The organism is Polynucleobacter brandtiae (genome assembly GCF_002797575.1).
In the GTDB taxonomy this organism is placed as follows: domain Bacteria; phylum Pseudomonadota; class Gammaproteobacteria; order Burkholderiales; family Burkholderiaceae; genus Polynucleobacter; species Polynucleobacter brandtiae.
Genome location: NZ_PGTX01000005.1, coordinates 23,992 through 37,330 on the forward strand (window position 1 = coordinate 23,992; position 13,339 = coordinate 37,330).

The 13,339-nt window shown below is 47.6% G+C and carries 10 protein-coding genes; 1 reads left to right on the forward strand and 9 read right to left on the reverse strand.

From position 1 onward, the window contains the following. Nucleotides 1–6: 6 nt before the first annotated feature. A complete protein-coding gene (gene ftsH, locus B0G85_RS08885; protein ID WP_198508792.1) occupies nucleotides 7–1,884 on the reverse strand; it encodes an ATP-dependent zinc metalloprotease FtsH in 1,878 nt (625 codons plus the stop codon). A gap of 127 nt (nucleotides 1,885–2,011) precedes the next feature. Continuing rightward, nucleotides 2,012–2,686, reverse strand: coding sequence for an RlmE family RNA methyltransferase (locus tag B0G85_RS08890; protein ID WP_100380108.1), 675 nt, complete (start codon nucleotides 2,684–2,686; stop codon nucleotides 2,012–2,014). Nucleotides 2,687–2,834: 148 nt separating this feature from the next. Here B0G85_RS08890 and B0G85_RS08895 point away from each other — a divergent pair, with 148 nt between their 5' ends. After that, nucleotides 2,835–3,485, forward strand: a complete 651-nt coding sequence (locus tag B0G85_RS08895; protein ID WP_100380183.1) for a YhbY family RNA-binding protein — start codon at nucleotides 2,835–2,837, stop codon at nucleotides 3,483–3,485. A gap of 53 nt (nucleotides 3,486–3,538) precedes the next feature. Here B0G85_RS08895 and B0G85_RS08900 read toward each other — a convergent pair whose 3' ends face one another. The 7 genes from B0G85_RS08900 to gloB all read right to left on the reverse strand — a co-directional run bounded on the left by B0G85_RS08900 (nucleotide 3,539) and on the right by gloB (nucleotide 13,339). Further along, nucleotides 3,539–4,054: a DUF4149 domain-containing protein gene (locus B0G85_RS08900; protein WP_100380109.1), complete on the reverse strand. Its 516-nt coding sequence runs from the start codon at nucleotides 4,052–4,054 to the stop codon at nucleotides 3,539–3,541. Between the two features lie 9 nt (nucleotides 4,055–4,063). Then, a complete protein-coding gene (greA, locus tag B0G85_RS08905; protein WP_100380110.1) occupies nucleotides 4,064–4,540 on the reverse strand; it encodes a transcription elongation factor GreA in 477 nt (158 codons plus the stop codon). A gap of 9 nt (nucleotides 4,541–4,549) precedes the next feature. After that, a complete protein-coding gene (gene carB, locus B0G85_RS08910) occupies nucleotides 4,550–7,822 on the reverse strand; it encodes a carbamoyl-phosphate synthase large subunit (RefSeq protein WP_100380111.1) in 3,273 nt (1,090 codons plus the stop codon). Further along, on the reverse strand, nucleotides 7,822–9,015 hold the full coding sequence (carA, locus tag B0G85_RS08915) for a glutamine-hydrolyzing carbamoyl-phosphate synthase small subunit (RefSeq protein ID WP_100380184.1): 1,194 nt from the start codon (nucleotides 9,013–9,015) through the stop codon (nucleotides 7,822–7,824). The genes carB and carA overlap by 1 nt, the downstream gene beginning before the upstream one ends. Nucleotides 9,016–9,204: 189 nt before the next feature. Beyond that, a complete protein-coding gene (locus B0G85_RS08920; RefSeq protein WP_100380112.1) occupies nucleotides 9,205–11,088 on the reverse strand; it encodes a propionate--CoA ligase in 1,884 nt (627 codons plus the stop codon). A 38-nt stretch (nucleotides 11,089–11,126) separates the two neighbouring features. Continuing rightward, a complete protein-coding gene (locus B0G85_RS08925) occupies nucleotides 11,127–12,530 on the reverse strand; it encodes a transglycosylase SLT domain-containing protein (RefSeq protein ID WP_100380113.1) in 1,404 nt (467 codons plus the stop codon). Beyond that, a complete protein-coding gene (gloB, locus tag B0G85_RS08930) occupies nucleotides 12,530–13,339 on the reverse strand; it encodes a hydroxyacylglutathione hydrolase (protein WP_198508793.1) in 810 nt (269 codons plus the stop codon). Before gloB ends, B0G85_RS08925 begins: the two co-directional genes overlap by 1 nt.

The window sequence follows — 13,339 nt, forward strand, 5'->3', positions numbered from 1 at the left end:
AAAAGACTAAGCAGTCGCTGGTGCACTACCAGCTGCAGGTCCTGCTGTCCCTGCAGAGTTTCCAAACGTAGTAGCAGCCGGTAACTTGGGCATGCGCGGTGGACGACCTTCCATGATGTCTGTAATCTGCTCAGCATCAATAGTCTCCATCTCTAACAAAGCGGCGACCATAGCCTCAACCTTGTCACGGTTTTGCTCCAGAATAGATCGAGCCAAAGCATACTGGCTATCAACTAGTGCTCGTATTTCTGCATCAACTTTTTGTTGAGTCAACTCAGAAACTGTCTTTGAGCTTTGGCGGCCGAACATACTCTCAGACTCTGTATCCACATAGACCATTGTGCCCAAGCTATCGCTCATGCCGTAACGAGTCACCATATCCCTTGCCATTTTGGTAGCACGTTCAAAGTCATTAGAAGCACCCGTACTCATGGAGTTCAAAAACACTTCTTCTGCTGCGCGACCACCAAATAGAATCGCTAATTCTTCCATCATGCGATCTTTGTATAAGTTCACACGATCAAACTCAGGTAGCTGCCAAGTCACACCCAGAGCCATGCCACGGGGCATGATAGTAACCTTATGGACAGGGTCAGCCTTTGGCAATGACTTAGCCACCACCGCATGCCCAGACTCGTGATAAGCCGTATTGCGACGCTCTTCCTCGCGCATGACTGCAGATTTACGCTCAGGGCCCATGTAGATCTTATCTTTAGCGTCCTCAAAGTCCTTCATGTCTACCGCGCGTTTATTACGACGGGCTGCAAACAAGGCGGATTCATTTACCAAGTTCGCCAAATCTGCCCCTGAAAATCCAGGGGTACCACGCGCCAACACAGCAGCGTTAACGTCTGGATCAATTGGAACTTTGCGCATATGCACTTGCAAAATTTGCTCACGACCACGAATATCTGGCAGGCCAACATGAACCTGGCGATCGAAACGTCCTGGACGCAACAAGGCGCGGTCCAATACATCAGAGCGGTTGGTTGCAGCAACAACGATAACGCCGCTATTGCTTTCAAAGCCATCCATCTCCACCAACATCTGATTCAATGTTTGCTCACGCTCGTCATTACCGCCACCCATACCGGCGCCACGATGACGACCCACAGCGTCAATCTCGTCAATAAAGATGATGCAAGGAGAGTTCTTCTTAGCATTCTCGAACATGTCACGCACACGAGATGCGCCAACGCCTACAAACATCTCAACAAAGTCAGAACCCGAGATCGCAAAGAAAGGGACTTTCGCTTCGCCAGCAATGGCACGAGCTATCAAAGTCTTACCTGTACCAGGAGGGCCAACGAGCAAGATACCGTGCGGAATACGACCACCCAGTTTCTGAAATTTCTGAGGATCCTTGAGAAAGTCCACAATTTCGAAGACTTCTTCCTTGGCTTCATCGCAACCTGCCACATCTGCAAAGGTCACAGTGTTGCTGTTTTCATCGATCAAGCGCGCCTTGGATTTACCGAACGAGAATGCGCCACCTTTACCGCCACCTTGCATTTGGCGCATCATGAAAAACCAAAATCCAATGATCAATAAAGTAGGTCCTAGGTAGTACAAAGCAGAAACCAATAAATTAGGCTCGTCGTCAGCTTTGCCCGTTACCTGCACGCCGTACTTCATCAGGTCGCCTACCATCCAAATGTCGCCTGGCGTAATGATGGAATACTTACTACCGTCGTTTGGGGTTACCTGCAAGGTACGTCCTTGCACATCCACGCGCCTGACTTTACCAGCCTTAGCGTCGTCCATAAATTGGGAATACGTGACCTGATTCTGTTCCTTAGGCTTGTCGAACTGCTTGAAAACAGTAAACAAGACTAAGCCCACAATGAGCCACACACCGATTTTTTGCAACATATTGCTATTCAAAAGGAGACCTTTGCCGGATTAATCCGGGAGTTAAAGCGGATTGCTATAAATAAGTATTTGATTCTACTACCAGGCTTTTTCAAGTGCTAGACGGGGTTTTATTTAATAATCCCCTATATTCAAGGGGTTATTTAGGCAACTTGAGGTTTCTACCTAAAAGGAAGATCTCCGATGAGCGTGCTCTGGATGCCTTCGGCTTTCGGGAGGCAACCGTTTTAAAGACTTTTTTGAACGACTCAACGATTTGACTATAGCCACTACCGTTAAAGCACTTGATGAGCAAAGCCCCCTCCGGCTTGAGGTGCACAAGAGAAAAATCGAGGGCGATTTCAGCCAAGAAGGCCATTCGCGCTGCATCAGCTACTCCCACTCCCGAGAGATTGGGCGCCATGTCTGAGAGTACTAAATCTACTTTTCCCCCAGAATTGGCTGGTAACAGCGCCTCTAGAGCCTGGAGGCCCTCATCCTCACGAAAGTCACCCTGAATAAAACTCACGTCTGCAATCTCCTCCATCGGAAGAATATCAATCGCAATAATGGTGCCGTCAGGCTTACCAGACTCAATTTGGGGGTTATTTTTTCCTAGTTCTGTCAGACGATTACGCGCGTACTGAGACCAGCTTCCTGGAGCACTACCCAGGTCCACTACGGTCATCCCCGCCTTAATCAGGTGATCTTGCTCATCAATCTCACTGAGCTTATAGACTGCTCGAGCACGATAGCCCTCTTTCTGAGCCATCTTGACATAAGGATCTTGCAGGTGATCCTGTAACCAACTTTTATTAAATTTATTCTTTGCCACAAGGTACTCACTTTCGGGGTCTATTTTCCTTCTTTATCGCTACGAAGGCAAAAGGAATCGACCGTAAATCACTGAATTACTAATTTATATATCCCTATTTGGGGGCATAAGCCCTGTTTTACAAGTCTGAATGCTCTATCATCGACCCATGACCGCACTTACCATTACCCCCGCACAACGAAAATCGCTAAAAACACAAGCCCATGACCTCAGTCCTGTTGTCATGATCGGTGGCGATGGCCTCACTCCAGCAGTAATTAAAGAGGCAAAGCTGGCTATTGCCCATCATGGCCTAATCAAAATTCGTGTTTTTGGTGATGAACGTGATGCCCGCATAGCGATGTATGAAGAGCTCTGCGACAAACTCGATGCCGCACCAGTGCAACATATTGGCAAACTTCTGGTCATCTGGAAACCAAAAGCAGAAATTGATACTGCATTACTCAATTTAGGCAGATCATACAAGCAGACCAAAAAGTCCTTACAAGCACCTCGCACCAAACGACAGGGTGTTCGCACCTCATCTAAAGAGGGTATTCGGACTAGCACTTCCGAAAGGTCCGATAGACGCTCTGCTGCTAGCAAGTCGCCCTTTACCAGAGCTGCGGCAGTCAAGACGGCAAGCGCTACAACTGCTACAACTGCAGCCCCCAAGAAGCGAGTATTACGCGCAGATGCTGCTGAGTCCAAAATTGGCTGGTCGTCACCTGGCTACCGTAAAGCAGCTCCTGCAGCAGCGCCGATTAAAAAGCGCAAAGTACGCATGAGCAGCACCAAGAAAAAAACACTGGGCTCTTAAAAGCCAATTACCTCAATTTAAGATCAACGCCGCTAGTCGGCGTTTTTTAATGCCTAAGATACAGCGTGGCTTGCGCTTCTGGCAGTCGTACGGGTTAATTTCCATACTAGAAAAATACCTAAGGTACTCTGCAGCATAAACAGAACGCTTGACACGCCATGCAGCCTCCCAAACAGGGTAGCCGATGGTGAAAGCATGACGGGCATCCCTTGCGTTAGCGCGTTATCTCTGAGGGTATTCATCCAAGGGATGAATACAAAGGCTGCGCCAATAGAACAAAACAACATGACTAGTAACAGCCAACGAATCAGCCTGAATTGATGAAGACCCCGATTTACCAATAAATTAGCTAACACCATCAAGCCGATGCAGACGGTGACGCTAAGATAAGCTTCGATCTTGAAAATGCTACCTGCAACCATGCCGGCAGCTTGACGATCGGTCATCGTACTGAAGATGGCTGGTGCCACAAGATAGCCTACCGTGATGAGGCTGCCTACCCATAATCCTGCGATCAGAGTAAAGAGTCGCTGAGCGCTTAAGTGATGCGGTCTATCTAAGGCGGTCATACAAGCCCTTTAAACGTAACGCACAGCCAATATCTCGACTTGACGATTGCCTGCCGGTGCTTGAACCGCTACAACATCACCCTCTTCTTTGCTAATTAAAGCACGCGCAATCGGAGAGCTAATAGAGATTTTATTAAAGGCAATATCGGCCTCATCATCGCCTACGATTTGATATGTGAATTTCGTGCCATCTTCTAAGTCTTCAAGATCGACAGTTGCGCCAAATACGATACGGCCATTAACATCTAAAGAGGCAGGATCAATTACCTGGGCAGCAGACAGCTTACCTTCAAGCTCCTGAATACGTCCCTCAACAAATCCTTGCTTTTCTTTAGCGGCATCGTACTCAGCGTTCTCAGAAAGATCGCCCTGAGCACGCGCTTCAGAGATGGCAATAATCACTGCTGGACGTTCAACATGCTTTAAGCGCTGTAACTCTTCTTTGAGAAGTTCTGCGCCGTTTTTAGTAATGGGGATAGAGTTCATATTTCCAGTCTAACTTAAATGAGAAAGCGTTTTATGCAGTGTTTGCAGGGCATACACTTCTAAAGACTCTTTGCTACCGTTTTGAGATGCTAACAACCCGTCCATTACAGCGCGAGCAGCACTGATAGTGGTGTAGTAAGTCACGTTATTAGCTTGAGCAGTGGTTCTAATGGAGCGTGAATCCGCAATTGCAGTACGCGTTTCATCTACTGTTGTGAAAACCAATGAGATTTCACCATTTTTGATCAAGTCCACAATATGGGGGCGACCATCTTTTACTTTGTTCACCACGCGCACCGGTAAACCAGCAGCCTCAATTGCAGCTGCGGTACCTTTCGTAGCCACCATCGGAAATCCCAGTTGATGCAACAGCTTGGCGACTTCAACTGCTTTAGGCTTATCGCTATCCTTCACTGTCAGCACCACTGTTCCGCTCTTAGGTAGCTTAATTCCCGCACCGAGTTGTGACTTAAACAGCGCCTCACCAAAGGTTTTACCAACGCCCATCACCTCACCTGTAGAGCGCATCTCAGGCCCCAGAATCGGATCAATGCCAGGGAACTTATTAAACGGAAATACCGCTTCCTTGACAGAGAAATAAGGTGGCTTAACCTCTTCTTTAATGCCTTGCTGATTCAGGGTCTGACCAACCATACAACGCGCCGCTATTTTGGCTAGCTGTAAACCGGTTGCCTTAGATACAAACGGCACAGTTCGGGAAGCGCGGGGATTCACTTCAAGCACATAGATGACATCTTTACCGTCTACATTCTGAATCGCAAACTGTACATTCATCAGACCAATGACATTCAGGCCTTTTGCCATCGCCGCAGTTTGACGCTTAATCTCTGCAACGGTTTCATCTGATAAAGAATATGGTGGCAAAGAGCATGCTGAATCACCAGAGTGGACACCAGCCTGCTCTATATGCTCCATCACGCCACCAATAAAGACGCGTTGTCCATCGCTAATACAGTCAACATCGCACTCAATGGCATCATTTAAAAAGCGATCCAAGAGCACCGGAGAGTCGTGAGAAACTTTGACTGCCTCACGCATATAACGTTCGAGGTCTCTTCCATCATGCACGATTTCCATTGCACGGCCACCTAGTACGTAGGATGGACGAACAACTAATGGATAACCAATTTCCTCAGCAAGCTTAAGTGCCTCATCCTCAGCGCGGGCAGTTCGATTTGGTGGCTGGCGTAAGTTCAACTCATGCAACAGCTTTTGAAAACGCTCACGGTCTTCGGCAGCATCAATCATGTCTGGAGATGTGCCAATAATCGGTACACCATTAGCCTCGAGATCGAGTGCAAGCTTCAAAGGCGTTTGACCACCGTACTGCACGATTACACCCTTAGGCTTTTCAATAGCAACGATCTCTAATACGTCTTCCAAAGTCAGAGGCTCAAAGTACAGTCGATCCGAAGTATCGTAATCAGTAGAAACCGTTTCTGGGTTGCAGTTCACCATAATCGTTTCGTAACCATCATCGCGAAGTGCTAGCGCTGCGTGAACACAGCAATAGTCAAACTCAATACCCTGCCCAATTCGATTGGGTCCACCACCCAACACCATAATCTTATCTTTGCTGGACGGCTGAGATTCACACTCACCATGCTCAGCTTCATAAGTCGAATACAAATAGGCAGTGTTAGTCGAAAATTCTGCAGCGCAGGTATCCACCCGCTTAAAAATTGGCACTACCTTTAAGCGATGACGTGCTGCCCGAACCGAAGAGGCATCAACTCCCAATAATTTACCCAAGCGGCGGTCAGAAAATCCTTTTTGCTTGATGAAACGCAACTCTAAAGCGGATAAGCTATCAATCTTCCGAAGCTTGAGCTCTGCTTCCATCGTGATCAGCTCTTCAATTTGCTCTAAGAACCATGGATCTATTTTGGTCTCAGCAAAAATTTCATCTAAACCCATGCCCATGCGGAAGGCATCTGCCAAATACCAAATGCGATCTGGACCTGGTTCACCGATTTCTCGAATAATATCGTCTAGGTCAGTTGAAAACTCATCTAAACCATCAACACCTACCTCTAAACCACGCAACGCTTTTTGGAAGGACTCCTGGAAGGTACGGCCGATCGCCATCACCTCACCGACCGATTTCATCTGCGTTGTTAAGCGAGAGTCCGCTTGCGGGAATTTTTCAAATGCAAAGCGAGGAATCTTTGTAACAACATAATCAATAGATGGCTCAAAAGAAGCGGGGGTTGCACCACCAGTAATATCATTCTTGAGCTCGTCTAAGGTGTAACCCACCGCCAGCTTAGCGGCAATTTTCGCAATCGGAAAACCCGTTGCCTTGGACGCTAAAGCAGATGAACGGGATACACGCGGATTCATCTCAATGACGATCATGCGTCCATCTTCTGGGTTTATAGAGAACTGTACGTTAGAGCCCCCAGTATCTACCCCTATTTCGCGCAAAACAGCAATTGAAGCGTTACGCAAAATTTGATACTCTTTATCCGTTAAGGTCTGCGCTGGCGCAACGGTAATGGAATCACCGGTATGCACACCCATTGGATCTAAGTTCTCAATAGAACAAACGATGATGCAGTTGTCGGCACGGTCGCGCACGACTTCCATTTCGAATTCTTTCCAGCCCAATAGCGACTCTTCAATCAAGAGCTCACCTGTTGGAGATAAATCTAAGCCGCGCTTACAAATCTCTTCGAACTCTTCACGATTGTAGGCAATGCCACCACCGGATCCACCCATCGTAAATGAAGGACGAATCACTACTGGGAAACCCAAACTATCGGTCTCTTTCTGAATGCGTTGCTGCACTTCGTGCGCCTCATCCATTGAATGGGCAATACCAGACTTAGCAGACCCTAGACCAATTTTGGTCATTGCATTTTTAAATTTCTGACGATCTTCTGCCTTATCAATTGCCTCTGGTGAAGCGCCGATTAACTCACAACCATATTTCTCAAGAATGCCATGGCGATGCAAGTCGAGTGCGCAGTTCAGAGCGGTTTGCCCACCCATCGTTGGCAAAATGGCATCTGGTTTTTCAGTAGCAATGATGCGCTCTACAACCTCCCAGGTAATGGGTTCGATATAGGTAACATCTGCCATTTCCGGATCGGTCATGATGGTTGCAGGATTGCTGTTTACCAGAATGACTTTGTAACCCTCATCACGCAATGCTTTGCAAGCTTGTGCACCTGAATAGTCAAACTCACAAGCCTGACCAATCACGATTGGACCAGCACCAATAATTAAGATGCTTTTAATATCACTACGCTTAGGCATTATTTGCCCCCTTTATTACTAACTTGCGCGCTATTCATTAGCTCCACAAAACGATCAAACAAATAGGCAATATCGTGAGGCCCAGGAGAAGCTTCTGGATGACCCTGAAAACACAAAGCGGGCTTATCTTTCCAAGCAAGGCCTTGTAATGATCCATCAAATAAAGAAACGTGCGTCACCCGAATATTGTCTGGCAAGGAATGGGCATCTACAGCGAAGCCATGGTTTTGAGAAGTGATGGCAACGCGCCCAGTATCGAGATCTTTCACTGGATGGTTGGCGCCATGGTGCCCAAACTTCATCTTCAACGTTTTAGCACCAGCGGCCAAGCCCATAATTTGGTGCCCCAAACAGATGCCAAAAGTTGGAATGCCTTTTTCAATGATTTCTTTTGCAGCAGCAATAGCGTAATCACAAGGACCGGGATCACCAGGGCCATTAGAGAAGAAAACGCCGTCAGGGTTCATTGCCAATACCTCTGCCGCGCTAGTTTGCGCAGGTACCACGGTAAGTTCACAACCACGCTCGGTCAGCATACGCAAAATATTGCGTTTCACACCAAAGTCATAGGCCACCACTTTTTTAATAGGTCTACTCAGATCCAGAGTGCCGTAGGCAGGCTTGTCTTCAGCGCCATGCAAATTCCACTCCGCTTCGCGCCACTGATAAGGCTTTTTAGCACTTACTACTTTGGCCAAATCTAATCCAGACATCCCTGGAAACGCTTTTGCTAATGCAAGAGCCTTTGTGCTGAGTGCTTGCATGTCATCGCCCATCTTGCCGGCAACAATAGCGCCTGATTGGGCTCCTTTGTCACGCAGCATTCTGGTAAGTTTGCGTGTGTCAATACCAGAGATACCGACAACTCCTGCTTTAGCGAGATAAACATCCAAACTCTCCTCAGAACGAAAATTGGAGACGCGCTTAGAGAGGTCCTTGATTACCAAACCAGCTGCATGAATGTGATCTGATTCGGCATCCTGGCCATTGACACCAACATTCCCAATGTGAGGATAGGTCAATGTAACGATTTGCTGCGCATAACTAGGATCGGTAATGATCTCTTGATAGCCTGTTAAAGCGGTATTGAATACCACTTCACCAGTCGTTTCGCCAGGGGCGCCGATACTGAGACCAGGAAATAAAGAGCCATCGGCTAAAGCCAATACGGCGGGGGGAAAAGAAGGAAGCAAGGGTGACAAACCATCTCCAGTCCCTGCTCCATCCGACGCTCAACACCCCAAAAAGACCAACCCAGGACTGTTTGTGCGGAAGGTGAGTGTCTTTAAGCGCTAGGGTAAATTATTAAGTTTTGAACCTAGCAATGATACCAGTTTTACACCCTAAACCCCTAAATTTCCACTCTACAATGCCGTTAGAGGCTAAGTTGGGGGCCTTTGCTCAATGACGCCTCTAATTTGAGCTAAGACAGTTTGGTCTTCCATGGTGCTGATATCCCCGGGATCGCGGCCTTCTGCTACTGCCTGAAGTGCTCTGCGCACAATCTTCCCTGAACGGGTCTTTGGCAAAGCAGTCACGATATAAACACGGCCAGGACGAGCAATAGCGCCCAAGGTACTATCAACCGTCTTCATACACTCGGCTTCTAGGGTGGCAGTATTTGAGGCATCCTTTGGGATGACAAAGGCAATTGCTGCCTGCCCTTTCAGTTTGTCCTCAATACCAACAACCGCTACTTCTGAAACATTGGCGTGCCCAGAGATACTCTCTTCAATCTCACGAGTACCCAAACGATGGCCGGCAACGTTAATCACGTCATCCGTTCGGCCTAAGATGAAAAAGTAACCATCATCGTCTTTGATACCCCAATCAAAGGTGGAATAAACAGTCTTACCAGGAATAGTCTCCCAATAAGTACTTATAAAGCGCTTGTCATCACCCCACACTGTCTGCATGCATCCAGGGGGTAAGGGACCCTCAATCACAATGACCCCCTTCTTATTCGGGCCTAACTCCTCAGCATTCGCATCATCTAACAGCTTCATATTGAAGCCGAAAGAGGGAAGGCCTGGGGATCCGAACTTATGTGGCATGACCTCTACACCACGCTGAATAGCCAGGGTTGGCCAACCCGTTTCGGTCTGCCAGTAGTTATCTACGATGGGTTTATTAATCGCACCATGAATCCAGGTTGCCGTGGGCTCGTCTAAAGGCTCTCCAGCCAAGAACAAAGCCCGCAAACTTGAGAGGTCGTATTTGGTCAAAAATGCAGGGTCTTGCTTTTTAAGAACTCGCGCTGCTGTCGGCGCAGAGAACATCACCGACACCTTGTACTTTTCTACCAACTCCCACCAGATTCCAGCGTCAGGGCGCAAAGGCGTGCCCTCATACATGATGGTCGCCATACCGTGAATTAATGGCCCATAAATAATGTAACCATGACCGACAACCCAGCCAATATCCGAGGTACAAAAGAAAGTCTCGCCTGGCTTTGCACAGAAAATATGATCCATACTTGAAGCAAGTGCTACTGCATATCCACCAGTGTCGCGCTGCACACCCTTAGGCTTACCAGTGGTGCCAGAGGTGTACAAAATATAACTCGTATGAGTTGCATCAACCCACTCAATAGGCACCAAATCATGAAGGTGCTTTTGACGCTCAGCCGCATAATCTAAATCACGACCAGCTACGGTGGTGAACTCAATCAGACCCCGATTCACAATCAACACTTTTTCAGGCTTACAGGTGGCCAAATTGATTGCTTCATCTAGCAGAGGCTTATAAGGAACCGCCTTGCCACCTCGCGCGCCCGCCTCAGTTGTCACAATCATTTTAGGTTGGGCATCATCAATACGTGAGGCCAAACTATGAGAGGCGAAGCCCCCAAAAACCACCGAGTGAATGGCACCAATTCTGACGCAAGCCAACATGGCAAAACACGCTTGTGCAACCATGGGCATATAAATCAACACGCGATCGCCCTTCTTTACGCCATTAGCCTGGTAGATGGCGGCCATACGATTGACTTCTTCGTAAAGCTCTTTAAACGTAAAGGTCTTTTCTTGATTGGTTTCGGTAGAGACCGCCACTAAAGCGATTTGATCAGCGCGATCGGCCAAATGGCGATCTACGGCATTAAAACAAATATTGGTTAATCCACCTTCAAACCATTTTGCAAACGGTGGGTTTGAATAATCCAGAACTTGTTTAAAAGGCTTTTCCCAGTGAATGCGTTTTGCCTGCTCCCCCCAAAAACTATCTGGGTCTTGAATGGAGCGCTCGTGTTCTGATTTGTAGGACATGCTTCACCTTCGAAAATATGACTAAAGTTACTGAAATATCACTGAATTTTGCTGACTCCCTTACTGCTAGCAGTCTTAGCCATAGGGGTAGCCGAAGTACTATTTTTCGCAGATTTTGCAAGCCCTGTCGATACGGACTTATGCTGAGTTGCAGCATTTTTTGGAGGGGAATTACCCTTAGTTGCGCTATTTTTTACTTGTACCGCAGCACATTTCGCACCCTTTGCACACTTCTTAGCAGTCGGAGGAGCCGACTTATCCAAATTTAAACTGGCATTTTCAGCCATAGCCACTGATATGTCCCCATCCCGATGGCTACCCTTCGGAACAAGAACAATGGATCCCGAGCGAATGCGCATCCCCTTGGGGATATTGTTGACCTCTCTTAGGGTATCGACATCTACGCCTAAAGTTTTAGCGGCCTGATCAACACCTTCGGTCTTGGTGACCTTGACTGCAGACCAAGATGACAGGGGTTTTGTATAGCGCTTGAGGTTTTCCTGAAAGATTTCTGCATGCCCGAAAGGCAATAAAATTTGCTGATTTGCATTACTCAGAATGACTGGCTTATCAAAAGACGGATTAAGGCTTTGAAACTCCTCGGCAGGAATCTCGGCCAACTGAATAGCCAGCGCAACATCAATATCTCTACCCACATCTAAAGCAACAAAATAAGGATGATTTTCAAGGTCAGGTAAAACTATGCCGTACGCCTGCGGATCTAAAACGATCTGGCGATATGCCATTAGCTTAGGCACATAGTTTCGCGTTTCGCTCGGCATTTTCAAGCTCAAATAATCTGTTGGCAAACCCGCTGCGATATTACGCTTTTGAGCTTTGGCAACATTACCCGCACCCCAGTTATAAGCCGCTAAGGCTAGCTCCCAACTACCAAACTGTTTGTAAAGCCGCTGCAAATAATCTAAAGCGGCATCCGTCGACTGCAGTACATCTCGGCGCTCATCCCTAAAGAGATTTTGCGTTAGCTGAAAATCTTTGCCAGTGGCAGGCATAAATTGCCATAAACCCACTGCCTTAGCGCTAGACTTGGCATGGGTAACAAAAGCACTTTCCACAAAGGGAAGCAAGGCAATCTCAGTAGGCATATTGCGCGCATTGACTTCTTGCACAATATAAAAAAGATAGCGAGAGGAACGGGTCATCGATCGATGAACATAATCGGGGCGTGCGGCCAGCCAACGGACTTGCTCAATCTCTAGGGGCGTACTCATTGGCTCCATCTCAAAGCCATCCCGAATCCGAATCCATAAGTTACTTGAAGGTGCGTATAAATCGCTTACGGACTGATTCTTTAAGTTCACTCGCTTAGCTTTAGCAGCGCGTGGGTCAGTTCGTGTGGAGGTGTCAGAGGACCAATCCCCAGTACTAGCGCAGCCAGACAGCAAGGCAATTAGCAGTACTCCTGCAAATCGCCACAGCATCAAAATCGATCCTTCCAGGCTCGAATCACTGCCAAAACGTGCGCTGGTGATGGCAAAGATTTTTCCCCGGAGACGCGCAGCGCACAGTCTATGACCTCTGCCTGATCACAGCGCATAAATGGATTGACCTGTAACTCTTGCCCAATCGTCGTTGGCAAGGTGGGTAGCTGTTGCTCACGCAACTTGCTCGCTGTGTTAGCCCAGTTAATCAGGTTGGCATTGTTAGGCTCTACGGCTAACGCAAAACGAATGTTGGACAGGGTGTATTCATGGGTGCAGTACACCAAAGTATTTTTTGGTAAAACGCTAAACTTTGTTAAAGATTGACTCATTTGTGTGGGCGTACCTTCAAACAATCGGCCACAACCAGAGGCAAATAAGGTATCACCGCAAAACAGCATGGGCTCCTCTACATTAGCCTGCATATTCGCAAAGTAAGCGATGTGGGTCAAAGTATGGCCAGGCACCTCAAAAACCTTAAAGCTGATACCGGGAGCTGCGATGGTTAATTGATCGCCCTCCATCATGGCTTGAGTGCGTCCAGGAATATCAATATGCGCCGGTCCATATACCGGAATATGGGAGCCCAAGACATCCAGTAAGGCTAATATGCCCCCAGTGTGGTCCGCATGGTGGTGTGTAATTAAGATACCCGTCAAGGTCAGCTTGTGATCGGACAAATACTGCAACACTGGGGCAGCATCGCCTGGGTCCACAATCAGTGCAGACTGGCCATCATGGATGCACCAAAGGTAATTGTCATCAAAAGCCGGTATCGGCCAAACCTGCATTAAAGTATTCTTCACCAT

Coding starts and splice junctions, on each gene's coding strand:
- B0G85_RS08895 (WP_100380183.1), top strand. CDS start 2,835: ATGACCGCACTTACCATTACCCCCGCACAACGAAAATCGCTAAAAACA.
- B0G85_RS08900 (WP_100380109.1), bottom strand. CDS start 4,054: ATGACCGCCTTAGATAGACCGCATCACTTAAGCGCTCAGCGACTCTTT.
- greA (WP_100380110.1), bottom strand. CDS start 4,540: ATGAACTCTATCCCCATTACTAAAAACGGCGCAGAACTTCTCAAAGAA.
- carB (WP_100380111.1), bottom strand. CDS start 7,822: ATGCCTAAGCGTAGTGATATTAAAAGCATCTTAATTATTGGTGCTGGT.
- B0G85_RS08920 (WP_100380112.1), bottom strand. CDS start 11,088: ATGTCCTACAAATCAGAACACGAGCGCTCCATTCAAGACCCAGATAGT.
- B0G85_RS08925 (WP_100380113.1), bottom strand. CDS start 12,530: ATGCTGTGGCGATTTGCAGGAGTACTGCTAATTGCCTTGCTGTCTGGC.
- gloB (WP_198508793.1), bottom strand. CDS start 13,339: ATGGTGAAGAATACTTTAATGCAGGTTTGGCCGATACCGGCTTTTGAT.